This window comes from Sphingobium algorifonticola, from assembly GCF_004005485.1.
Lineage (GTDB): Bacteria > Pseudomonadota > Alphaproteobacteria > Sphingomonadales > Sphingomonadaceae > Sphingobium > Sphingobium algorifonticola.
On sequence record NZ_RZUL01000005.1, the window covers coordinates 58,788 to 81,571 of the forward strand.

The 22,784-nt window shown below is 56.4% G+C and carries 23 protein-coding genes; 11 read left to right on the forward strand and 12 right to left on the reverse strand.

The features are described 5' to 3' along the window. Window positions 1-64: 64 nt before the first annotated feature. From ENE74_RS13750 to ENE74_RS13775, 6 genes are all read left to right on the forward strand, one after another. Window positions 65-382 (forward strand): AtpZ/AtpI family protein, encoded by a 318-nt coding sequence (locus ENE74_RS13750; protein WP_127691513.1) that lies wholly within the window; start codon window positions 65-67, stop codon window positions 380-382. Window positions 383-407: 25 nt separating this feature from the next. Next, complete coding sequence (locus tag ENE74_RS13755) at window positions 408-1,205, forward strand: F0F1 ATP synthase subunit A (protein ID WP_241242002.1); 798 nt, start codon at window positions 408-410, stop codon at window positions 1,203-1,205. A gap of 42 nt (window positions 1,206-1,247) precedes the next feature. Continuing rightward, window positions 1,248-1,475, forward strand: a complete 228-nt coding sequence (locus ENE74_RS13760; RefSeq protein WP_070157997.1) for a F0F1 ATP synthase subunit C — start codon at window positions 1,248-1,250, stop codon at window positions 1,473-1,475. A gap of 142 nt (window positions 1,476-1,617) precedes the next feature. Continuing rightward, entirely contained in the window at window positions 1,618-2,112 is a 495-nt protein-coding gene (locus tag ENE74_RS13765) for a F0F1 ATP synthase subunit B family protein (protein ID WP_127691515.1), read from the forward strand. Beyond that, window positions 2,105-2,707 (forward strand): F0F1 ATP synthase subunit B family protein, encoded by a 603-nt coding sequence (locus ENE74_RS13770; protein ID WP_127691516.1) that lies wholly within the window; start codon window positions 2,105-2,107, stop codon window positions 2,705-2,707. The genes ENE74_RS13765 and ENE74_RS13770 overlap by 8 nt, the downstream gene beginning before the upstream one ends. A gap of 315 nt (window positions 2,708-3,022) precedes the next feature. Continuing rightward, the gene (locus ENE74_RS13775; protein WP_127691517.1) at window positions 3,023-3,727 is read left to right on the forward strand and encodes a fatty acid desaturase CarF family protein; all 705 of its coding nucleotides are present in this window, start codon (window positions 3,023-3,025) and stop codon (window positions 3,725-3,727) included. Here the strand turns inward: ENE74_RS13775 and ENE74_RS13780 are convergent. Then, window positions 3,679-4,899, reverse strand: coding sequence for a glycosyltransferase family 4 protein (locus ENE74_RS13780; protein ID WP_127691518.1), 1,221 nt, complete (start codon window positions 4,897-4,899; stop codon window positions 3,679-3,681). The genes ENE74_RS13775 and ENE74_RS13780 overlap by 49 nt on opposite strands. A gap of 370 nt (window positions 4,900-5,269) precedes the next feature. On the opposite strand from ENE74_RS13780, the gene ENE74_RS13785 reads away from it, so the two are divergent. Continuing rightward, complete coding sequence (locus ENE74_RS13785; RefSeq protein ID WP_127691519.1) at window positions 5,270-6,529, forward strand: glycosyltransferase family 4 protein; 1,260 nt, start codon at window positions 5,270-5,272, stop codon at window positions 6,527-6,529. Between the two features lie 20 nt (window positions 6,530-6,549). On the opposite strand, the gene ENE74_RS13790 is transcribed toward ENE74_RS13785, so the two are convergent. The 10 genes from ENE74_RS13790 to ENE74_RS13835 form a co-directional block, all read right to left on the reverse strand. Further along, window positions 6,550-7,731: a DegT/DnrJ/EryC1/StrS family aminotransferase gene (locus ENE74_RS13790; RefSeq protein ID WP_241242003.1), complete on the reverse strand. Its 1,182-nt coding sequence runs from the start codon at window positions 7,729-7,731 to the stop codon at window positions 6,550-6,552. Then, on the reverse strand, window positions 7,716-8,975 hold the full coding sequence (locus ENE74_RS13795) for a glycosyltransferase family 4 protein (RefSeq protein ID WP_127691521.1): 1,260 nt from the start codon (window positions 8,973-8,975) through the stop codon (window positions 7,716-7,718). The genes ENE74_RS13790 and ENE74_RS13795 overlap by 16 nt, the downstream gene beginning before the upstream one ends. Next, the gene (locus tag ENE74_RS13800) at window positions 8,972-10,015 is read right to left on the reverse strand and encodes a glycosyltransferase family 4 protein (protein ID WP_127691522.1); all 1,044 of its coding nucleotides are present in this window, start codon (window positions 10,013-10,015) and stop codon (window positions 8,972-8,974) included. The genes ENE74_RS13795 and ENE74_RS13800 overlap by 4 nt, the downstream gene beginning before the upstream one ends. Then, window positions 10,012-11,025, reverse strand: a complete 1,014-nt coding sequence (locus ENE74_RS13805; protein ID WP_241242004.1) for a glycosyltransferase family 4 protein — start codon at window positions 11,023-11,025, stop codon at window positions 10,012-10,014. Before ENE74_RS13805 ends, ENE74_RS13800 begins: the two co-directional genes overlap by 4 nt. A 20-nt stretch (window positions 11,026-11,045) precedes the next feature. Further along, a complete protein-coding gene (locus ENE74_RS13810; RefSeq protein WP_241242005.1) occupies window positions 11,046-11,699 on the reverse strand; it encodes an acetyltransferase in 654 nt (217 codons plus the stop codon). After that, window positions 11,696-14,266, reverse strand: coding sequence for an FkbM family methyltransferase (locus ENE74_RS13815; RefSeq protein ID WP_127691524.1), 2,571 nt, complete (start codon window positions 14,264-14,266; stop codon window positions 11,696-11,698). The genes ENE74_RS13810 and ENE74_RS13815 overlap by 4 nt, the downstream gene beginning before the upstream one ends. 302 nt (window positions 14,267-14,568) lie before the next feature. After that, the gene (locus ENE74_RS13820) at window positions 14,569-15,789 is read right to left on the reverse strand and encodes a dihydroorotase (RefSeq protein ID WP_127691525.1); all 1,221 of its coding nucleotides are present in this window, start codon (window positions 15,787-15,789) and stop codon (window positions 14,569-14,571) included. Next, window positions 15,786-16,757, reverse strand: a complete 972-nt coding sequence (locus tag ENE74_RS13825; protein ID WP_127691618.1) for an aspartate carbamoyltransferase catalytic subunit — start codon at window positions 16,755-16,757, stop codon at window positions 15,786-15,788. Before ENE74_RS13825 ends, ENE74_RS13820 begins: the two co-directional genes overlap by 4 nt. A gap of 105 nt (window positions 16,758-16,862) precedes the next feature. After that, window positions 16,863-17,321 carry a Holliday junction resolvase RuvX gene (ruvX, locus tag ENE74_RS13830; protein WP_127691526.1) on the reverse strand — a complete coding sequence of 153 codons (459 nt, stop codon included), beginning with the start codon at window positions 17,319-17,321 and terminating at the stop codon, window positions 16,863-16,865. Then, entirely contained in the window at window positions 17,318-18,439 is a 1,122-nt protein-coding gene (locus ENE74_RS13835) for a DUF3089 domain-containing protein (protein ID WP_127691527.1), read from the reverse strand. The genes ruvX and ENE74_RS13835 overlap by 4 nt, the downstream gene beginning before the upstream one ends. A 194-nt stretch (window positions 18,440-18,633) precedes the next feature. Between ENE74_RS13835 and gatC the strand changes: the two genes are divergently transcribed. The 3 genes from gatC (at window position 18,634) to gatB (ending at window position 22,004) form a co-directional block, all read left to right on the forward strand. Beyond that, the gene (gene gatC / locus ENE74_RS13840; RefSeq protein WP_127691528.1) at window positions 18,634-18,921 is read left to right on the forward strand and encodes an Asp-tRNA(Asn)/Glu-tRNA(Gln) amidotransferase subunit GatC; all 288 of its coding nucleotides are present in this window, start codon (window positions 18,634-18,636) and stop codon (window positions 18,919-18,921) included. After that, the gene (gene gatA / locus ENE74_RS13845; RefSeq protein WP_127691619.1) at window positions 18,921-20,402 is read left to right on the forward strand and encodes an Asp-tRNA(Asn)/Glu-tRNA(Gln) amidotransferase subunit GatA; all 1,482 of its coding nucleotides are present in this window, start codon (window positions 18,921-18,923) and stop codon (window positions 20,400-20,402) included. Before gatC ends, gatA begins: the two co-directional genes overlap by 1 nt. Before the next feature lie 99 nt (window positions 20,403-20,501). Beyond that, entirely contained in the window at window positions 20,502-22,004 is a 1,503-nt protein-coding gene (gene gatB, locus ENE74_RS13850) for an Asp-tRNA(Asn)/Glu-tRNA(Gln) amidotransferase subunit GatB (RefSeq protein ID WP_127691529.1), read from the forward strand. Between the two features lie 165 nt (window positions 22,005-22,169). Here gatB and ENE74_RS18280 read toward each other — a convergent pair whose 3' ends face one another. Then, a complete protein-coding gene (locus ENE74_RS18280; protein WP_164847484.1) occupies window positions 22,170-22,337 on the reverse strand; it encodes a hypothetical protein in 168 nt (55 codons plus the stop codon). A 146-nt stretch (window positions 22,338-22,483) separates the two neighbouring features. On the opposite strand from ENE74_RS18280, the gene ENE74_RS13855 reads away from it, so the two are divergent. Next, window positions 22,484-22,759: a hypothetical protein gene (locus ENE74_RS13855; protein WP_127691530.1), complete on the forward strand. Its 276-nt coding sequence runs from the start codon at window positions 22,484-22,486 to the stop codon at window positions 22,757-22,759. Window positions 22,760-22,784: the final 25 nt, after the last annotated feature.

Sequence of the window (22,784 nt, forward strand, 5' to 3'; positions counted from 1 at the left end):
TGCAGCGTCTGGCGTTCATGGCGCTCCTGACCGCAGCGATGCGGGAACGTGGGAGAGCCGGGCAATGTCGGATACTGAACCTGGGGAAGACCCCGTCGGGGGCGATGCGCGGATACGGTCACTCGAAGAGCGGCTGGCGCGTATCAGCCGCGACGAACAGGTCAGGACCGGCACTACGCAGCAGGGGGCGGATGCGAATTACCGCCTCGGCAACCGCGTATTGGCGGAACTGATCGGCGGTCTTGCCGGTGGTGCACTGATCGGCTGGTTGTTCGACCGGCTGTTCGGCACATCGCCCTGGCTCCTGCTGGTTTTCCTCTTTCTGGGGATCATCGTGGCCTTCAGGAACATCATTCGGATTTCAGCGAAGCGTCCCGACTGACGGGGCGCTTTCGTTATAGGGTTTAATGGGGTTTCGCGTGGCAGAATCAGGCAAAATCGACCCAATGCACCAGTTTGCGATCGAGCCGCTGTTCGGCACCGATCAACTGGCCATCGGCGGTTACAACATTGCCTTCACCAACAGCGCGCTGTGGATGGTGGCGACGGTCGTCGTCCTGTGGATCTTCATGATCGGCGGCATGAAGCGCGAACTGGTGCCCGGTCGCTGGCAGGCGGCGGTCGAAACGATGACCGGCTTCATCAGCAATCTGCTGACTGCCAATGTCGGGCCGGAAGGCAAAAGATACGTGCCTTACGTCTTCTCGCTCTTCATGTTCATTCTGCTCGCCAACCTGCTCGGCCTGTTGCCGCTCGGTCTCGTCGGCCTGCACCCCTTTACCTTTACCAGCCATTTCACTGCCACCGGCGTTCTTGCCGTGATGAGCTTCGCGATCGTCCTGATCGTCGGTTTCTGGCGCCATGGCCTGCATTTCTTCTCGCTGTTCGTGCCGCACGGCACGCCGGTGCCGATGATCCCCTTCATCTTCCTCATTGAACTGGTGTCCTTCATGGTCAGGCCGTTCAGCCTCGGCCTGCGGTTGTTCGTCGCGATGACCGCCGGGCACGTCCTGCTCAAGGTGCTGGCCGGGTTTGTCATCAATTCCACCAATGCCGGGGCCGGTTTCGGCTTGACCGTCGGCCTCTCCAGCTTCGCGCTGATGATCGGCATCAGCGCGCTGGAAATGCTGGTTGCGGTGATCCAGGCCTATGTGTTCGCGCTGCTCACCTCGCTCTACATCAACGACGCGGTGAACCTGCACTAAGTTTTCTTCCAACATTACATACGTTTAACAAGGAGTATTATCATGGACGCAGAAGCCGCAAAGCTCATCGGTGCCGGTCTCGCAGCAATTGGTGCCGGCATGGCCGCGCTCGGCGTGGGCAACGTGTTCGGCTCGTTTCTCGAAAGCGCGCTGCGCAATCCTTCGGCCGCCGATGGCCAGCAGGGTCGCCTGTTCATCGGCTTCGCCGCTGCCGAACTTCTCGGCCTGCTGGCGTTCGTCGTGTCCATGATCCTGATTTTCGTCGCCTGACACTGCCGTTCGTCCTGAGTGAAGTCGAAGGATCATGCTGAGCCGCAGGCGAAGCACCTTCCCTTCGTTCAGGCGGGAACTTCGACAGGCTCAGTCCGAACGGTGGTCTTGACCGGACGGTAATTACGATAGCGGGAAACCCATGCCTCAAATCGCGCAAATCGCCGAAACCTACGCCTCCCAGATATTCTGGCTGTTGCTGACGTTCGGCTTCGTATTCTTCGTCATCGGTCTCGGCATGGTCCCGAAGATCGAAGCGACGGTGGGTGCGCGCGATGCGAAGATCGCAGGCGATCTCGAAACCGCGAAGGCAGCCTTTGCCCGTGCGGACGAGATCGAGGCGGATTACCGCAAGCATGATGCCGACGCCCGCGCCGCAGCGCAGGCCCGGATCGCCGAAGCCAAGGCGCAGGCGGCCCGCGATACGGAGGCGAAGGTGAAAGCCACCGATGCCCTCGTGGCGGAAAAGATCGCGGCGGCCGAAGCGGAGATCCGGGCCGCCAGCACCTCGGCGATGGCGGAGATCGAGCATGTCGCCGCCGATGCCGCGCGCGACATGGTGGCAAAGATTTCGGGCCTTTCGGCGTCGCCGGAAGCCGCCCGTCAGGCAGTGAAGGCAGCTCTCGTCCATGGCTAATGCAGCAGCGAACAGCGCGCCGACCGCGAATGAAGCCATCCATGCGGAAGGTTCTGAGGCCGTCGGCACCACGGCGCACGAAGGGGTTGCGGCGCACACCGATCCCAAGGCGCTCGGTCTCGATGCGACGGCCTGGGTCAGCCTCGCGATGGCGATCTTCATCGCGGTCCTGATCTGGAAGAAAGTGCCTGCACTGATCGCGCGCGGTCTTGACGGAAAGATCGCGACCATCCGCACCCAGTTGGAGGAAGCCTCGAAGCTGCGCGCGGAGGCGGAGGCCCTCAAGGCGGAATATGAAGCCAAGCTCGCCGCCGCCGCTGGCGAGGCCAATGCGCTGAAGGCGCGTGCCGAAGAGGAAGCCGCCCAGTTGCTGGACGATGCGCAGGCGAATGCCACGGCGCTCATCGCCCGCCGCCAGAAAATGGCGGAGGACAAGATTGCCGCCGCCGAGCGCAGCGCCATTGCCGATGTCCGCGCGAAGGCCGTACAGGCCGCCACCGCCGCCGCCGCCGCGCTGATCGCAGAGGGCCATGATGCCGGTGCCGACAAGGCGCTGGTCGACAGCGCCATCAAGGGCCTCGGCCCGGTCGCCTGATCGGCACGCCTGCATGACGTAGAGAGGCCGGGCAAACCCCCGGCCTATTCGTTTTGGGGAGGCGTTGATGATCGGGGGCTTGATCCAGAACTGCTTGCCGTTCATGTGGCTGGATTGAAGCTGATAGACTTCGAACGCGGTAGATTCTGCGATGTGGCTTCCCGACCCCGCTTGATCGACGTCCTCGATGGCTTGTTTGCTATGGGGCCGACAGAAGGCTGTTATGGTCGTTGGTGATTTACGCACCATGCACCTCTACACATCCAACCCACCCCGACAGTTGGACAGCCGGTCATGCTCTGCTAAAGGACCGCAATGCTGATGCGCTTCGTCCTCGCGCTGTTCTTCGTCTCGCTTGCCGCCAATGCCGCCTTTGCGTTGCGCGACCCGAGCCTGTGGGCGATCCCGGCGATGCTGCTGGGCTGGTATGTCGCGGACATGCTGTCGGGCGCGGTGCATATGTACATGGATTATCGCCCCTGCGTGACCGGGGTGGGGCTGGACCGGCTGTATTTCTATCCCGGATCGCGCGAATCCGATGAATATCAGGCGATGTTTCGCGCCGCGATGGCGCGGATTAATCCGCTCGAACGGCTGGTCTACGATTTCAAGAACCACCATCCGCGGCCCGATGCGCTGGGGCGGCGGGGCGTGGTGCGGCTGATCGGATCGACGGTGCTGGCGGGCGCGCTGCCGCTATCGCTGCTGATGAATGGCGCGGCGAAGCTGTGGCCCGTGCCGGGATGGGCGATGGCGGGGATGGTGGCGCTGCTGATCGGGGGCGCCTTCGCGCAATATTTCCACGGCACGCTGCATCGCGCGCAGAATGTGTGGATCGTGCGGGCGATGCGCCGCGCGGGACTGCTGATGACACCGCAGGCGCACCAGTTGCACCACGACACGCTGCGGCGTGATTTCAGCACCAATTGCGGGTGGAGCAACCCGCTGCTTAACCGGCTGTTCGCGCTGGCCTATCGGCGGCGCTGGCTGCGTGACGACGGGCTGGAGCCGGTGGGATAGCGGGTGTTCCCTTTCTCGATAGACGGTAACCAATCGTTGACCTTGGCGAAATGTTGTTCCCATGTAGGAGGGGAAAAATCGCGCATGCGTAGCAATTGAGCCGCACGCGAAACACTATCTTGGGGCAAGTAGGCTTCAATCGCGTTGCGCCAGCCAATGCCGTCGATGGGGCTGAAATATTCTGGAATGTCTCCGGCCAGTTCCCGAAAAACCGCAATGTCACTCGCGATGACCGGCAGACCCGATGCAAGCGCCTCGATAAGAGGCATTCCATATCCTTCTGTGAACGATGGAAAAAGCAGCGCCCGGGCATGACGGAAATAGTGCGCAACATCGTGGTCCTGGCCGTGCTGAAGTTCGATAACATGACCTTTTATGTGAGGACTTCGTTCAAGCAAATCCACGGCCTGCTCGCATTCCCAGCCACGCTTGCCGATTATGACCAGAATAGGTGCCTCGGCCCCCATCTTGGTTACCAGATCACGCCATATGTTAAGGATGAGAATGTGATTTTTGCGGCCTTCGATCGTCCCCAACATTACAAAATACGGCCGGTCAAGTGGCGCCCTGTTATCGGTCGCGCTGACCATCAACCGCGTTCCAAGATATGCGGTGAGCGTAGGAGGCAGCGTCTGTCCTTCCGATTGGGCGAATGCGCTAAATGCCGTCACCGTGTCATTTGAATTGGCAATGACGCCATGCCCGCGCTTCAAAATGGTGCGGACACGCTCGGCATGACGGATATTTTCCCCGGCGCGGCAATATTCGGGGTGGGTGATCGGTATGAGATCATGTAGAAGGTACACTGGCTTAACATCAAGCAGTGCGATGCCCGATGACTGTTCCAGCCCAGTATGACCTACATTGAGGTATACACGTCCCTTACCACGCTGTCCTTCGCCGAAGCTGGAGAGCATGGCGCGCATCCCGAGAATCGACATGTTGCGTTTGAATCGGTCCATCCCAAAGCGAAGCATTGCGAAGAGCCGGTCGGAGTTTTCGGGTGACAGAATGCAACGGACACGGCCCCTTTCGACTACCGCTTGGGCATGTTGAGCATAATGTTCCAAATAGGCTAGGCAGACGTGATCGACGCCGGTGGGCATGCCGCCCACCCATATGCGCCAAACAAGGCGACGGACGTCCAGCAGTAGAGGGCGTGAGGCATTCATGTCAGCAGGGATAGTCTCTCAAAAGAGTTTGGAGAAGTGCGGTGGCAGCTCATGGCTGCGATTATCTGAAAAAGCGAGATGCTGCCGGGATGATCAACATGCGTTCACACTGGGCTACGCTTATTCTGTGCGGCGTGGGGTGCAAAACTGCTGCGTATCATCGTTGGTAGCTTTTCTAGTTCGTATCGTGCCAGGTAGGAGCGCCATTCTAACGTTTTGGCAAGTGCATCGACCGCTGCCATAGTCACGAAAACATGGCAGCATGATATGAGCGTGAACCAATGGTGCCAGAGGTGGTAAGTCATCAGCATAAAATATGCCAGATAATATAATTCATCTAAATATCAATAGTTAAAGTGAATTTTTTCAAATGCATGTCAAAGTTATAATAAAAAGAATCCGTAAATTATTTGGTATGATTGCGGTATCTGATGATAATTTAATTGATAAAAATAAAAATTCTATATTAATAGACATTTCTACTATTAATAAATACGATGCTGGAACAGGAATTCAAAGAGTCGTTCGATCAGTTGTTTCAAACTTACTTTCAATGAATTTAGAGAAATTTATAGTTAGAACAATTATATCAAATGGTAGAATTAATTATATTTATAATCAATTACATAGTTTAAGTAATATTGATAGAAAATTTAATCAAGTTAATAACGAGAAGGTTATTGCTCGTCCGGGAGACATGTTTTTAGGAATCGATTTGTCCCCCAAGGATATTTTACGAAATAAAGGACAGATTATTCGATGGAAGAGCGCTGGCGTCCGCATAGTTTTTTTTGTCTACGATTTGTTGCCTGCACGGAACCCAGATTGGTTTCATCGGACGACGAGCCGCAGATATTTGAAGTGGCTTAATTTCGTTGTTGATCATGCCGATCATGTGATCTGTATTTCTCGCACTGTGGCTGACGATTTTGCACTCTGGATCGCTCAAAATCGTCCGGGTAACGCAAACGGCCCTGACATCGGCGTGATCCGGCTTGGCAGCGATTTTACGACCAGCATGCGAACGACGACAATGCCCGACAACGCCGAGAAGATATTTTCTTGGATGCGGGCCAAGCGGACTGTGCTGATGGTTGGTACCATCGAACCCCGGAAAGGATATGATCAAGCCCTTAAAGCTTTCGACCTGATTTGGCAGAATGACCAAGATAATGCGCCGCATTTACTTATTGTAGGGCGACCCGGCTGGAAATCGGCATTGTTACAGGCGAAGATTCGCAATCATGTCTGCTACGGCAAATCTCTTTTGTGGCTCGAGGATGCCAGCGATACATTTCTCGCAGCACTATATCAAAAATGTGCAGGTCTGCTCTTGGCTTCGCGAGGCGAGGGCTTTGGATTGCCCATGCTGGAGGCAAAGGCATATGGAAAAAGTGTTCTCGTAAGAGATTTACCTGTTTTTCGAGAGGTAGCGCGGGGATCAGCCACATTTTTCCACGGAGAGGAGCCTGAGGATTTGGCGAATGCGATCAACGGCTGGCTGGCAACGATAGACGTCAACAAGCAGGAGGCCGAAGATGCTACGCAAGCTGGAAATTGGCAGACGACGGCTAACGACATCCTGACCATGTTGGGTGTGTTGGACAGTACCAATAACAAGACCGTATAACGTCAATCTCAAGCCGGATTTCATTGAAATCCAGCACATGACTTTAGAACATCAACTACTTTAGCAACATCGTCATCACTTAGTGCAGGATAACTGGGTAAACTAATGCCCGACTTCGCAATATGCTCTGACACTGGATAGGCCAAGCCGCAATCGTACATTGGCATCTGATGAGCGCAATAAAAAACCGGCCGACTATCGATGTTTCTGTTACGCATCGATTTCATAAGAGTATCGCGATCGGATTTAGACGGCAGAAGAAGGCTGACCAGCCAATCTGAACTTACAACGTTGTCCTGGATGTGTTGAAAATGAACCGGACAATCTTGCAAAAGTTGGCGATATAGAGCGCCAATCTGCCTCTTCCGGAAAAGTATTGCGTCTATGCGCTCCATCTGTGCCAACCCGATAGCTGCACAGATGTTTGTCATACGATAGTTGAAGCCTAACTCGTCGTGCCAATAACGCCTGTCAAGCGACTGGCCCTGTCCCTTTACCTTGCGCAATCTATCCGCGAGGGCTTTGTCATTAGCAATGACCATGCCACCTTCGCCCGTGGTAACAGTCTTGTTGCCGAAGAAACTGAATGTTCCGACATCCCCAAACGTACCCACGTGTTGATCATCCAAGGTCGATCCCAGCGCTTCGGCACAATCTTCGACGATGCTCAACCGGTGTGCGTCGGCGATCCGGCGAAGTGCGAGCATGTCGCAGACAGCACCATAAAGATGTACTGCTACGATGGCCTTGGTTCTCGAGGTGATCTTCCGTTCAACATCAGCGATGTCGATCAACCAATCATCTAAGTTGCATTCAACAAAAACGGGCGTGGCGCCGGTTTGACGAATTGTGTTGACGGACGCGATATAAGTGAACGTCGGAACGATAACTTCATCACCTGGTCCGATATCAAGACAATGAAGTGCCAAATGAAGAGCCACAGTCCCATTAGATACGCTTATTGCATGCCCACAACCGACATAATTTGAAAAATAGCTTTCAAATTTTTCTGTATAAATGCCTATCGATGAAATCCACTCGGTATCCAAGCAGTCAATGACGTAAGCCTTCTCATTTCCTGAAAGATCGGGCCGGTACACCGGGATAAGGGACGATCCCGGATTTTGAGAATTATTTGAAATGGGCATTTTTATATCACCAAATACATCAATAAATCGGAAAAATGCTATTCTTCCGAGCAAAAATACAATTCATTCACGACTTCAGCTATTTGCTTAAGGGCTGGCAACATGACTTCCCCTCCAGCATAGCAGGCAGTTGTAGCCAATTGACGGCATGCCAACAGGGCCGGCATCATCGCCAACGATGTGTCAATCAACGGTTCCAACTTATCGACATATGCGCTGGCAGAAAAGTTGTTTCGTGCCCAATCTCGCGCTGCGAGGGCTTTGGCATCTGACGTTTGTGGATTGTTGAAAATCTCCCGAAGTGCTTGAGCAAGCGAGTTTACGTCGTCGCCATAAGGCACTTTGTATACCAGATCGTCGGGGGTCAAAGCGTAACTGGCTACGTCGGACACCACAAGAGGCCGAGCGTGATACAGGGCAGTGATGAGTGAAGCAGACCCACCTTCCGTTACCGGATATCTTAAACAACAGACAGCAGTAGATTGGTGCAGCAGATTAGATAACTCTTTGTCCGGCAAATAACCATGAAAAATCGGTGAGGGTATGCCGAGATCCATTGCAATGCCTGTCAACGCATCCCGATACCAGTCTTCGATCGTACCAGCGAAATGAATTTCAATTGCGCCGAAATCCTCGCTTAACATGGCAATCGCCTTCAAAAGGCGATCCGGCTGTTTGTAGCGGCTGATTATCCCAAAGATAGTTACACTCAGCTTTGGCGATCGCGAAGGTGCTGCATCCGCTGCGCCAATGTTCGGAAAACATAACGGGATAACCTCTACCGGACCAGGGCAGGATTCTGCGACTGCTGCTAGATAATGTGGGCCGTGGACGACTGAGCAAGCTCCCAAGGCGCTCAACGACAGCAACAACGGTCTCGCATCTGGATCGACAAGATCAAAATCCAGTCCGTGCGGATCCTTGCCCGACGGACCGTAAAGAGACGGGACGTGAATTTGGTGACGTTCGATCATACCCGCCGCAAAATGTCGCATTTCGGCATCATGGAAGATCGACAGCGCGGGATAAGCTGCTGCCAGCCGAAGCGCCCCGGCATGATAGGGTGCATGGTTGCCATAATTGATCACGACCAAATCGATATCCAAGGGGATCGGGTCATCCGATCCCCACACAAGTGCGTCTATGGGCAGCGCGGGCAAAGCGGCCTCTGTACCACTTTCAATTCGCATGATTTGGATGGAATAGCCGCGGCGCATCAGTTCGTTGCACACTTCGCTGCTGAAAGTGCCGATGGCGGATTTGACATTGAAGGGCGTGGCCCACAAAATTCGAATCATATCTCACCAAGGAGCTTGGTAAGGTGAGAACCCCAGTTTATATCTTTGGAACGCCAAAAAGCCTTGGCTTGGGCACCCATCCTTGCCGCCATATTGGGATTGTAAAGCAATGCCGCCATTGCGCCTGCTAGCGATTCCGCGTCAGCCTCGCTTATGAACCCGGTATTTCCATCAATAACGAGTTCCAGGATTTCCCCGGCATCGCGACACGTTATCACCGCCTTACCCGCTTCAAAGGCTTCCATGGTAACATATCCATAGGAATCCTCCTGAAACGGAAGATATGCGACAGCGGTTGCATGATTGACATAGTCAGCTAGTTCTTGCCGCGTCAGAAAACGCAAATCGAGTTTTACCTGCGCTGCCAAATCTAACCGTCCTACTAAATCATGCAGCATCATTCGATCTGCATCCGATTCGGGCGGACCAGCAATAACCAGTTTTGCGGTAGCCGGCAGGTGCTGCATCGCTTCTACAAGCAAAAACTGCCGCTTGGACGAGTTTATGCGCCCAGGTGCCAGTATATAGCCGGACGGGTCGGCGCCAGTAAACAAATGCGGATCGTTTATCGGCGCCCTCAACGCTTCAGCCTGTATACCATTATATTTATAAAGTCTGCGACTTATTTCATCAGATATCGTAAATATGTTATTGGCGCTCTTAAAATACTCATTATCCTGTGCTCTAATAAAATCTTTAACAACGATACCATTTTTATCATGAGGAATGTTGCAATAAGGAGAGTCCCACATATCATAGGCTTGTCTATATTGATGAATAAGCCATGTTGTATGATGAGAGGCAGAAATGAAGTAGGCTGGAAACTTCATTGATATAACGCGATCAACATTAGGGAGCTTCATCATCTTGAAACGAGCTATTTCTCCAGGAATTCCACTGTAAGGTTCCCATTGAAAAGGTAGTCGAAGCAGCTCAGCATCAATGTTACGTTGCCTGAGATTATATATAAGGTGTTGAGATAATTCTTCTGCCCCCCCCCAGACATAAGGAGCCATACTGTTGACTACTAGGACTTTCATGCCGTCAGCCTCGCAACAACATGTTCCCAATTTATCCCCAGCGTGCATACCCGCGCTTGCGCGGCTGCACCTAGCCTCTCGGCCAGTCCCCGGTCTAACCAAAGTCGATCAAATGCTTCGGCCAGCGCAGACGGCGTCGGTTCAGTCAATAGGCCGCACTGTCCGTCGACAATGAATTCGCTAACACCACCGGAGTCATGAGCGGAAACAGTGGCGCGACGGGCGCTGGCGCCTTCCAAAGTGGGATAGCCATAGCTGTCTTCATCGAGCGGCAAGTAAACGACACCGAGCGCCTGAGCGAGAAGATGATGTTTTTCGCCTTCACTGATCCAACGACCATCGACCGTCACACGATCCTGCAATCCGTTACGCTGCACTTCTTCATGTAGAGAAGCAAGATATGCCAGGTTCTGTGATGCCCCGGCAATCCGTAATCGGACGGGGGTTTGTGTCATCGCCATCGCCTGTATCGCAAGATGTTGCCTTTTGTGATGTTCTATTCGGCAAATGAATAAGAGTTCTGACCCATATCCCAATGATTCTACAACGACTGGATTGTCGATCGGAGGGTATAGGACTTCTGCGTGGATACCGTTGAAGTGATGAAGCCGTGAAGCAACTACCCGAGAATTGGCAAAAACCAAGTGTGCTTCTTCGAGTGTTCGCTTGTCTAAATCGAACAATGTCTGTCGAAATTTTTCCCAATATGCTGTTTTGGGAATCGGGTTATATTCACTATCCCAAAGGTCATAGAAAATCCGTTCGTGATGGATAAACCATATCACTTTCTGGGAATGCTTGATGGCATGTGCCGGAGGGCGGCAACAGATGACCCGGTCGCATACGTTTTCAAGGTCCATCATTCTGAAACCCGCTATTTCAGCCAACATGCTATTCGGGTCACCGCTAAAGGGAAGCCAGATTCGCTCGACTTGATGTCCGGCGCTTTCCAGATGTGGTACCAGTTGATTTACAAAAGTTCGATAGCCGCCATCGACATGGGGAACCATGGAACTGACTATGCCAATTCTCAATCCATCCTCCCTTTACGCTGCGTGGCAGGAGCGCCCATGACGGTTACAAACTCTTCAATTGCTGAAACTACGACCGAACCCGCGCCAACGATCGCTCCTTGGCCGATAGTAGTCTCGGGCCGCGCCACGCTGCCGATGCCGAAAAGAGCCTGAGCTCCAACTTTCACGTTGCCGCCCATAACCGAGCGCGGCGCTATGTGAGCTCCGTCTCCGATCCGGCAATCATGTTCGATTATCGCGCCCGTATTCAATATGACAAACCGTCCGACGTTAGCCCATGCATTGATTATTGCGCCGGGCATAACGACGGTGCCTTCGCCTATGCGTGCATAGGGCGAAATGATTGAACTGGGATGCAAGATCGTCGGACACGTAAAGCCGATTTCGAGAAGGCGTTCTCCGATTCGAGCGCGCAGTTTATTTAGGCCGATCGCTACGACAGCGTGCCTTATGCCGCCTGCATATACAGCCCCTGCTTCATCATCGCCCCCAACGACTGGGACATCAGAACACATATGTCCGGGCCCTACGGGATCGAGAATTGCCGTCGGGTTCCAACCCGCTGCCCGCGCCACATCAATGACGACCTTTGCGTGACCTCCCGCCCCGATCACCAACATCCTTCGATCAGGAACGGCATGCGTGGTCATGACGCCAGCCCCGCGGGCAAATGGTTCGTCATGAGCAGGTTGATACTCTCGACGATTTCTAATCCCGTCGCTCTCAGCGGATTCAGCGCGCCCGACCACTCATCGATCTCATACAGATCCATATCGAACTTACGCAACTCGTCCAGCCATTCAGTAATGCCATAATTGGCCCGCTTGAGATGAGATGGACCGAATTCCAGGATTACGGATATTTGAGGATTGGCCCTGAGAGTATTTTCTAACCCCTTCAAAACATTCATTTCCCAACCTTCAACGTCAATCTTTATGACGTCAACTCGTTCGCCGGACAGCAATGTGTCCAAAGCAACCACCGGAACATCGACCATGTCCTTGGCATCGTCCAGAGGCAGTATCGAATTGTGGCCGCAGGTGCGGCCGATGTGCAACTTGGCCTCACCCTTTTCTGCACCAGCGGCACATTCGAGCAGCGTCACGATTTTGTCGACGCCATTAAGCTGGAGAGTTACCTTAAGCGCAGCTATGGTAGATGGCGTCGGTTCGATCGCCCAGACACGCCCCGCAGTCCCGACCCGACGACTGGCGACCACCGAAAACAAACCCAAATTGGCACCGACGTCAACAAATCGTCCGCCCGGAATAAGTAACTTGTTCAAAACCGACAGCGTGCCGGGCTCGGGAAGAGTGCCGTCCGAATAATAAGCGATCGCGTCGATATCGCTTTCCGGAATCAAAAATAGGCCAGCAGAATTTCGGCACACGACGCTTTCTCTCTGCGGCAGGGAAAATACCTGTCTCAACAGCAATGCATCTATCTTTGAAAATGCACTATCACTATTTTTCTGCAAAAAATCATATGATTTATCTAAAATATCTCTAATGTTATTTATTTTAATTTCATTTTCGGAAAGTAAAATTTTATTGTTATTTGTAACTGCGACGATATCAAGGATACTTTCTTTAAATATTAATTCTATTTTGGATAAGTCTTCCAATTTCACAGAATTGATTTTAATGTAATCAATTATGCTTTTTAGCTCATTTAATTTTTCGGAATGATCTTTTGCTGCTTCAATGGACCGTGCCATATTTTTATTGAAATCAATTGTATCTTTTTCTTGCTTGTTTTCAATATTGCTAATTTTTAATTGACTATCTGAGATATTTTTTTCGACGATCAACAGTAAATTTTCAATGTATTTATGAAAATGATCAATTTGTTTAATATCATGGCTAATTGAAGATATTTCCTTAGGTATGTCGATAAAATTCAATAATTCACGATATATGACACGTATCAGTTCGGAATTTCCACGAGAATTTTCGTGAATTTTCATCTGTTCTGTCAAGATTCTGTTCAAAATCTTATTATTGGATATTGCAGACTGAGAACTTAGCCGTACGTCTTTTGCAGTTTCTAAAATGTTAGAATTGAGCGATTTGATTGAATGGTCATTTTGTAATGAAATATGACGCAATCTATTAAAATCATCTTTCATTTCTAACAGAGACAATCCTAATCTTGAGAATATCACATTCAACTGATCATAAAAATGTGTAAGTTGCGCATCTGCTATCTCAGCATAATGGCGTGAATGATTTAACTGACTAGATGATGCTTTTTCTAGAAGCGTCCGTGTTTTTTTCTCACTTTCGATAAGTAGGTCATAGCGACCCAGCAGCTCATCATGTTTCCGCTCTATCCGGTCTATTATCGGTTCCAGGAAATGCCGATTATAGAAACCCTGCATATAGGCGATAGCCGCACGAAACAGGCGCGGACTCCGTCGAATGGGAACATCATTACCGCCCATATCGATACGAACGGCATTTTCCGGAAGGTCCGGGCTATTTCTAGGCCCGGCAATGCTCTCACGGACTTCCGCGTTTGGTGTCCATCGTTCCGCATGCGTAGTTTCTCGATATACGCTAAAGTCGGCAGCTTGTGGATGCTCCAAAACGGGCAACGCGGACAACGTCCAGGCAGGTGGTAACGTCTCGTCTGGTACCATCGCGTCGTCTGCTGCCGGCGGAGGTGCTGCGCCTTCGGCGATCGTGTAAGTTATGGGCAATGCGCCTAACTGCCGCTGGAGATCATAAGCCGCGATACTGCCGCGAAGTGCGCGAAACGCAGCCCTGTTATTCAACTCGTGCGGCCATGCGTCGTGCGCTGCGATATCTATTGCAATGTCGCATCCTCCGGTCTCAAAACGATCACAAAACCAGAAATTGGCTTCATGCACACATGAGAACCGCAAGATCGCTTTGCCCTCGAACAGCGGCACGGGAACGGTCACAAAATATCGACGTGTTTCTCCGGGGTGGAGGAACGTGCCGATTTCAGTCCTGATGCCATCGGGCACCACGATGTCGCCATTGGCACTATACCATCGGTATGTCAGGTTAACCGGGTGATTCTTGTCCCAAGTCAGGGGAGAAGCCGAACCGTTGAATATATCAACCGTACAATCGATCAATGCGAACGGATAAACCGCGAACGTAGACGCAGCAGTTGCTGCAAGGACAACATCTGCGCCTACCGTCTCCACCGGGGCGATCGAGTACTCAGGCATGTCCGTCCAGTTCACAGTCTATTTGCCAACCATCTGGATTTGGTAGTGAAGTGGGCTTGCTACCACGCTGATGGCGGACCCGCGATAAGCAACCTTTCCCACTCTGTCTATTGAAGAAAGGGCATTCCGGCCGAGGCGTCAAACACATGGGCGGTACCATCTCTGTATCTCATTCAATAATTCAGGGATCGCAGCGCCAGCGGGGCAGTATGGAGCCATTCTCATTATATCGGTTATCCAATCCACCGAGTGATTTTGAGGCCAACACCGTCAAGTCAAACGTCGATGTGGTGGAAAACGTCCGATGGCAGCTTACTTCACCGAAACTGTCCGCCTTTCATAAGCCTGCGGACGCGGCCCTGAACGGGTACCTTGTCGAACGGCGTGTTTCCGGCGGCTGCCGCCATCCGCGCCGAATCGACGCGCCAGGGGGTGTCGGGATCGATGAAGATGATGTCGGCGGCCTGACCGGCGCCGAAGGTGCCTGCCTGCACGCCCAATATCCGGGCCGGATGCGCGCTGAGCAGGCGCATCAGGGCATTCATCGTCAGATGCCCCTCCCGCACGAGATTGAGCGACAGGGCGAGCAGCGTTTCCGCACCCGCCATGCCGGGGCTTGAGTCCGCAAAGGGCAGTCGCTTGTCCTCGGGACCACGGGGATCGTGGCTCGATGTGATGACGTCGATGGTGCCGTCCGCCACGGCCTGGATGGCCGCCAGCCGATCATCCTCGCTGCGGAGCGGCGGCGAGAGATGCGCGAAGGTGCGGAAATCGGTGACGGCGATGTCGGACAGGAACAGATAGGCCGGGCTGATGCCGCAGGTGACGTGCAGCCCATCCGCCTTCGCCGCGCGGATCAGGGCGAATCCACCTGCCGTCGTCACCAGACGGAAGTGGATCGCGGCGCCCGTTTCCCGCGCGAGCATGATGTCGCGGGCGATGGCCATCGCTTCCGCGCAGGCCGGGGCGGCAGACAGGCCAAGGCGCGTTGCCGTCTCGCCCGATGTCGCCACAGCCTTGCCGGTAAGGCCGCCATCCTCGGCATGGGCGATCACCGTAAGCCCCAGCGCCGACGCATAGGACAGCACACGCAGCATCACGCCGGAATCGGCGATCCACTGCCGCCCCGTGCCCACCGCGCGCGCGCCCGCCGCCTGCATCATGCCGATTTCGGCAAGCTCCACGCCTTTGAGACCGCGGGTGGCCGCGGCGATGGGATGCACCCAGAAATCCGGCTTTCCCGCACGTGTCGCCTGGCGAATGAGGCCGACATCGTCGAGCGGCGCGGCCTGATCGGGCATCAGCGCCGCACGCGTGATACCCCCGAAGTGAAAGGCGGGCTTATCGGTGCGGAACACGCCAAGGTCGATGATGCCCGGCGCAACGATCAGTCCGCCTGCATCGATACGCTCCGCATCGAGTGGAATGGCGATGTCGCCTGCCGCGACGATCGCGTCACCATCGATCAATATGCTGCCAGGCATAACGGTGTCGGCATCGGGATCGGCCAGTTGCGCGTTGACGATCGCTAGAGTCATGCCCAGCCCTCCACGCCGCGCGCGGCCCGGGTCAGCACATCGAGGCAGGCCATCCGTACTGCGACACCCATTTCGACCTGCTCCGTGATAGCCGAGCGTTCGGGATGATCGGCAACGATGCTGCTGATTTCGACACCGCGGTTCATGGGTCCGGGGTGCATCACCAGCGCATCGGGCTTCGCCCGTGCCAGTCGTTCGGGCGTCAGGCCATAGAGCATGTGATATTCGCGCGGGGAGGGGATGAACGCGCCGTCCATACGCTCGTTCTGAAGGCGCAGCATCATCACCACATCCGCGCCTTCCAGCCCGGCATCCATGTCGGTGAAGGGCGTGACGCTCATCTGTTCGATTGCCGCGGGCATCAGCGTGGGCGGCGCAATCACGCGGACTTGGGCGCCCAGCGATCCCAGGCACAGTATGTTCGATCGCGCGACACGGCTGTGCAGCACATCGCCGCAGATCGCGACGACCAGCCCGGCTATGCTGCCCTTGCGCCGCCGGATGGTTAGCGCATCGAGCAAGCCCTGGGTCGGATGCTCATGCCATCCGTCGCCCGCGTTCAACACAGGACAACTCACCTTGTCCGCGATCAGGCGCACCGCGCCGGAGCTGCCATGCCGGATAACGATCACATCGGCGCGCATCGCATTCAGCGTCATCGCCGTGTCGATCAGCGTTTCGCCTTTCTTCACGCTCGATTGTGCGGCGTGCATGTTGACGACGTCCGCGCCAAGCCGCTTGCCCGCAATTTCGAACGACAGGAGCGTCCGCGTGCTGTTCTCGAAAAAGGCGTTGATCTGCGTGAGACCACCCAGGCGGTCGTCATGCTTGCGGCTGTGCGCGCGATTGACGCCCACCCAGTGCTCCGCCTCATCCAGCAGAAACGATATTTCCCACGGCATCAGGGCCGATATTGCGAGCAAATGCCGATGCGGAAACTGCTGACGCCCGGTCAGGCCCGTAGGCATGGTCTGGACGGCGGTCTCGCGAGGCGGCTGCGGCATGAAGGGAGGCCTTAGAGGCAATTGGCGCGGGAGGGAAGGGGGGCGGCGTCCCCTTGCACGGCCATCGCTTTATCCGCGCAAAGCGTCAACGGCCCCCTGGAGGATGTAGCTGGCCGCCAGCTTGTCGACCAGAACGTCGCGGCGGGCGCGGCTGGCGTCGGCGGCGATCAGGGTGCGGGTCACCGCCTGCGTCGACCAGCGTTCGTCCCACAGCAGGATCGGCAGGCCCAGATCAGCGAGATTATGGGCAAAGGCGCGCGATGACTGGCTGCGCGGAGACTCGCTGCCATCAAGGTTGAATGGCAGCCCTATGACGATGCCCTTCACTTGCTGCTCCCCGATGAAGCCGACAATTGTTGCCTTGTCCTTCATGAACTTGCCGCGGGTGATGGTATGAGCCGGACTTGCGATCACCCAGCCCGCATCGCACAGCGCCAGACCGACCGTCTTCGTGCCGACGTCCATGCCGATCAGCCTTCCACCAACGGGCAATGCCGCGCGAAACGCCGCGCGATCTGCGGTAATCAACGCTCTTTCAGAAATGACAACAGCCTTTCGCGCGCATCCACCCGGATATTGGCCCAGAACAGAGCATAGTCATAGACGTGATAATTGTTGCCTGGCAGCGCATAGGGGCCAAGATCGGGCGGATCGCCGATCAGCAGGAAACCGTCCTTGCCGCAGCGGGCAGGCACAGCACGCGGCACGAGAACCGGATTCTCCTCGTCAGCGCGTCCATCGAGCGTGCCGAGGTTCAGGCTGGCCGCCGCCGCGCTGTCGGGCTTGCCTGTCAGCGGATTGATGCAGAGCATTCTGGTGCCCATGCGCGGTTTGCCGGTGTAGCCCTGTCCACCATCATAGACGCGCTGAATGGCCGAAGGATCGGCAGGCTCGGCAAAGCTCTGCCAGCTCAGGATGCAGCCGGACTGTCCCTTGGCCGTGCAGGCCGGAAGGCCGAGCGCGGGGACATCAGCCTCCAGCGACACGGGCCAGCCGATCACATAGGCTGCGACAATGCGCTGCGCGAGTGGGGTTCCTGCGACTTTGTCCTTCAACAGGCGCAGCAGGTGCAACGACCCCTGGCTATGCCCGGCGAGCACTATCGGGCCATCAGGGTTGGCCGCGAGAAAGGTCTCGAAGGCGCGCGCAACATCGCCATAGGCGGCGTTTATGGCGCGCTGTCCCTCGGGCTTTTCGGTCAGAAATGCCCCGAAATGCGCCTGCCGATAGCGCGGTGCCCAAATCGCGCCGATACCGTTGAAGGCGCTCGCCTGCCCGGCGACGAACCGGGCCGCCATGGTGCGCGAATCTGCATCATTGAGCGGTGCGTTCCACTGCGCCAGATTGGCCGTCGCCAGATAGCTGGTCGGATGAACGAAGAAAATCGCAGCGGGCTGCGGAACGGCGCCGTCGCGCGTACCCGCCGGGCGCCAAAGCGCGGGATTGCCTTGAGCGATGTCGGGACGGGCGATCCAATGGTCGCTACGGCCATAGGCATCCTGCCCCAGCGGCTCCGGCGCGCGGAAGGCCCGGGAAGGGACCATCGTCGCATTGATGAGCTGTTGCCCCCAGATGCGATAGGCAAAGGCAGACGCGATCGCCAGCACGATCAGGATTGCAACGACATAGAGGAACTTTCTGGCCAAACGGCACTCCGACATATTGCAGTGCAGCATGGCACAGTGAGGCGCAATCGCTTTTGCGCATCTCGCCCATGCGTTTATTGCAATCGCGCCTATCCTGTCCCATGGCCCGGGGCAATGATGCTTGATGCCGCGCCAGCGCGATGGTAGCGCGCCGAGCCAGAGATCGCCTGCCATCCGGGCGAATGGGAAGCTGAATGTCTGTCGACCTGCAAACCGTGAAGAAGATTGCCAGCCTGGCGCGCATTTCCGTAACCGACGGAGACGCGCAGGCGATGGTGCCGGAACTCAACAACATCCTGGGGTGGGTTGAGCAACTGGGCGAAGTGGATGTCTCCGGCATAGAGCCGATGACCGCCGTGATCCCCAACACGTCGCGCCTGCGCGACGACGTCGTGACCGACGGCAATGTGCGTGACAAGGTGCTGGCCAATGCACCGCAGGCCGAACAGGGCTTTTTCGCTGTGCCCAAGGTGATCGAATGATGACTGACCTCACCAACCTCACCGTTGCCGAAATCCGCGACGGCTTCCGCGCAGGGGATTTCACGGCACGCGAAGTGGCTGAGGGCTTCAATGCCAATGTCGCCGCCGCAAAGGCGCTGAATGCCTTCATCGTCGAAACGCCGGACAAGGCGCTGGATGCCGCCGATGCTGCCGACTCGGCGCGGGCTTCGGGCGATCTCAAGCCGCTTTCCGGCGTGCCGATAGGCATGAAGGATCTGTTCTGCACGGAAGGCGTGCAGACGACGGCCGCCAGCCATATTCTCGAAGGGTTCGTGCCGACCTATGAATCCACGGTATCGGGCAAGCTGTGGGCGGCGGGTGCGGGGATGCTGGGGAAGCTGAACCTTGACCAGTTTGCCATGGGATCGTCCAACGAAACCAGCTATTTTGGTAATGTCATCAGCCCGTGGAAGCGCAACGATGGCGGCAACGCCGCGCTCGCGCCGGGTGGATCGTCTGGCGGGAGCGCCGCTGCGATTTCCGCGCGGCTGTGTCCTGCGGCCACCGGCACCGATACCGGCGGGTCGATCCGTCAGCCTGCTGCCTTCGTCGGCATCAGCGGGATCAAGCCGACCTATGGCCGCTGTTCGCGTTGGGGCGTCGTTGCCTTTGCCTCGTCGCTCGATCAGGCGGGGCCGATGGCGCGCACCGTGCGCGACAATGCGATCCTGCTGGAAGCGATGTCCGGTTTCGATCCCAAGGACTCGACATCGCTCGACTTGCCGGTTCCCGCTTGGGAAGCCGGATTGTCGAGCGATCTGAAAGGCAAGCGCGTCGGCATTCCTCAGGAATATCGTGTTGAGGGCATGCCTGCCGAAATCGACGCCTTGTGGGAAAAGGGCATTGCGTATCTGAAGGATGCAGGTGCTGAGATCGTCGAAGTCTCGCTGCCGCACACCCAATATGCGCTGCCGACCTATTACATCATCGCGCCAGCCGAGGCGTCGTCCAATCTGGCGCGCTATGATGGCGTGCGTTTCGGTCTGCGTGATCTGCCTGACGGCGCGGGATTGCAGGACATGTATGCCGCGACGCGCGCCGCCGGGTTCGGGCCGGAAGTCAAGCGCCGCATCATGATCGGCACTTATGTGCTGAGTGCCGGCTTCTACGACGCCTATTATACGCAGGCGCAGAAGGTCCGCACCCTCATCGCACGCGATTTCGATCGGGCCTGGGAAAGCTGCGACCTGCTGCTGACGCCGACCGCGCCTTCCGCGGCCTTCGCGCTGGGCGAGAAGCAGGCCGATCCTTTGGCGATGTATCTCAACGACGTGTTCACCGTCCCTGCGTCGCTCGCGGGATTGCCCGCCATGTCGGTGCCGGGCGGTCTGGACGCGCAGGGCTTGCCGCTGGGCCTTCAGATCATCGGCAAGGCGCTCGACGAACAGGGCGTGCTGAACGCCGCACTTGCCATAGAGGAACGCGCAGGCTTCACGGCACGGCCGGACAAGTGGTGGTGACAAAGTGGCGTCATGCCAGCGCAGGCTGGCATCTCACTGCCTTTGTCGGGACATTAGAAAAGAGAGATCCCAGCCTACGCTGGGATGGCGGTGTAAAACATGACTGAATCAACCTATCGTATCCAGGGCGCCACGGGCGAGTGGGAAGTCATCGTCGGGCTGGAGGTTCATGCCCAGATCACGACCAACGCCAAACTGTTTTCCGGTGCGGCGACGCGGTTCGGTGCGGAACCGAATACGCAGGTGAGCCTGGTCGATGCGGCGATGCCCGGCATGCTACCCGTGCCCAACCGCGAATGCATCCGGCAGGCAGTGCGCACGGGCATGGCGATCGAGGCACAGATCAACCGCTGGTCGCGCTTCGACCGGAAGAATTATTTCTACGCCGACCTGCCGCAGGGCTATCAGATCAGTCAGCTCTACCACCCGATCGTCGGCGAAGGGCAGATCGAGGTGACGCTGGACGAGAAAGACCCGGACAGCGCCACGAAAGTGATCGGCATAGAGCGCATCCATGTCGAGCAGGATGCCGGCAAGCTGATGCACGATCAGCATCCCACGCGCAGTTATGTCGATCTCAACCGGTCCGGCGTTGCGCTCATGGAAATCGTGTCAAAGCCAGACATGCGTTCCCCAGCGGAAGCAGGGGCTTATGTGAAGAAGCTGCGATCAATCCTGCGCTATGTCGGTTCCTGCGATGGCAATATGGAAGAAGGCTCCATGCGCGCGGACGTGAACGTCAGCGTGCGTCGGCCGGGCGAAGCCTTCGGTACGCGCACGGAAACCAAGAACGTCAATTCCGTCCGCTTCGTGATGGCCGTGGTGGAGTATGAAGCGAACCGGCAGGTCGATGTGCTCGAAAGCGGCGGCACGATCGTGCAGGAAACGCGCCTCTACGATCCCGACCGGAACGAGACCCGGTCGATGCGGTCGAAGGAGGATGCCCACGACTATCGCTATTTCCCCGATCCCGACCTTTTGCCGCTGGAACTGGACGATGCGTTTCTCGCCGAATGTCGCGCGTCGCTGCCCGAACTGCCGGACGCCAAACGCAAGCGGTACGAAACGGCGCTCGGCCTTTCTGCCTATAACGCGGCCGTTCTGACGGCAGAGGCGGAAACGGCGCGCTGGTTCGAGACGCTGATCGCGGAAAGCGCGCGCATCCAGGGGAAAAGCGAAAGCGACGTGGCGAAGGCGGCGTCCAACTGGCTGCTGTCCGAATTGTTCGGCGCGCTCAATCGTCTTGGCAAGGATCTGGAGACAAGCCCCGTCAGCCCGACGCAGGGCGCGGAACTGCTGGCGCTCGTTGCGGACGGGACGCTATCGGGCAGCCTCGCCAAGCAAGTATTTGAGATCATGCTGGAAACCGGCGACACGGCTGGCAAGATCGTCGAGGAAAAGGGCCTGAAGCAGACATCCGACACCGGCGCGATCGAGGCAGCTGCAGCGCAGGTGATCGCCGCCAACGCCGACAAGGTGGAACAGTATCGCGGCGGCAAGGAAGCCCTGTTCGGCTTCTTCGTCGGGCAGACGATGAAGGCAATGGGGGGCAAGGCCAATCCCAAGGTCGTCAATGAGATATTGAAGACGATGCTGGGGTGAGCGATCTCCGGGCGCTTGCCTTCGCGCAGCGCCCGTTTTCGCCGCTACGGGGCCGGTGCGACTGCGGGTGCCGGTGCGGCTGCTCCGGTGAATCGGATCGCCGTATCGGTCGCTTTTATCTGTGACACTTCGCGCCTGGTGACCCCATAACGGCCTGCGCGAGGCTCAAATCTCGTCCGGGCCGCGTCCCGGTTCATCGATATTCGGCACGTCCGGCTGGATTTCCGGTTCCTGATAGTCGGGCGCTTCGTCGGGCGTCTGCATCGGCGGCAGTTCGTCCGGCGATTGCGGTTCGATCACGTCGGGCGGTGGGATGTCGGGGTTGGTGGCCATGGCGTTTCTCCTTTTTCTGTATGCCGCAAGCGCCGACCAGGGCTGTTGGTTCCGGCGCGATAGCACGGCTGGTCGCATCGGCGGATGGAACGTGTGCCTCTGTCCGCCGTTTCCTCTTCACGATAATCGACCGGAGGAGACCCATCATGCCCAACAACGACACTGACGCACCATCGCCTGCGTCCGCGCCCGTTCACACGACGACGATCATCGAAAGGCGCAGCGGCGGCGGTGGGATGGTCATTATCGCCATCGTTGGCCTGGCCCTCCTCCTTGCCGTCGGCTATTTTCTGATGGTGTCCGATGCACGCGAAAATGCACAGAGTGAAGCAGTGATCGGCGCGGCCAAATCGGTCGGAGATGCGGCGGGCAGTGTCGGCGATGCTGCCAAGGGCGCTGCCGACAAGCTCAAAGACGAGTAATGCGGCGTTCCACACACCTAAAATC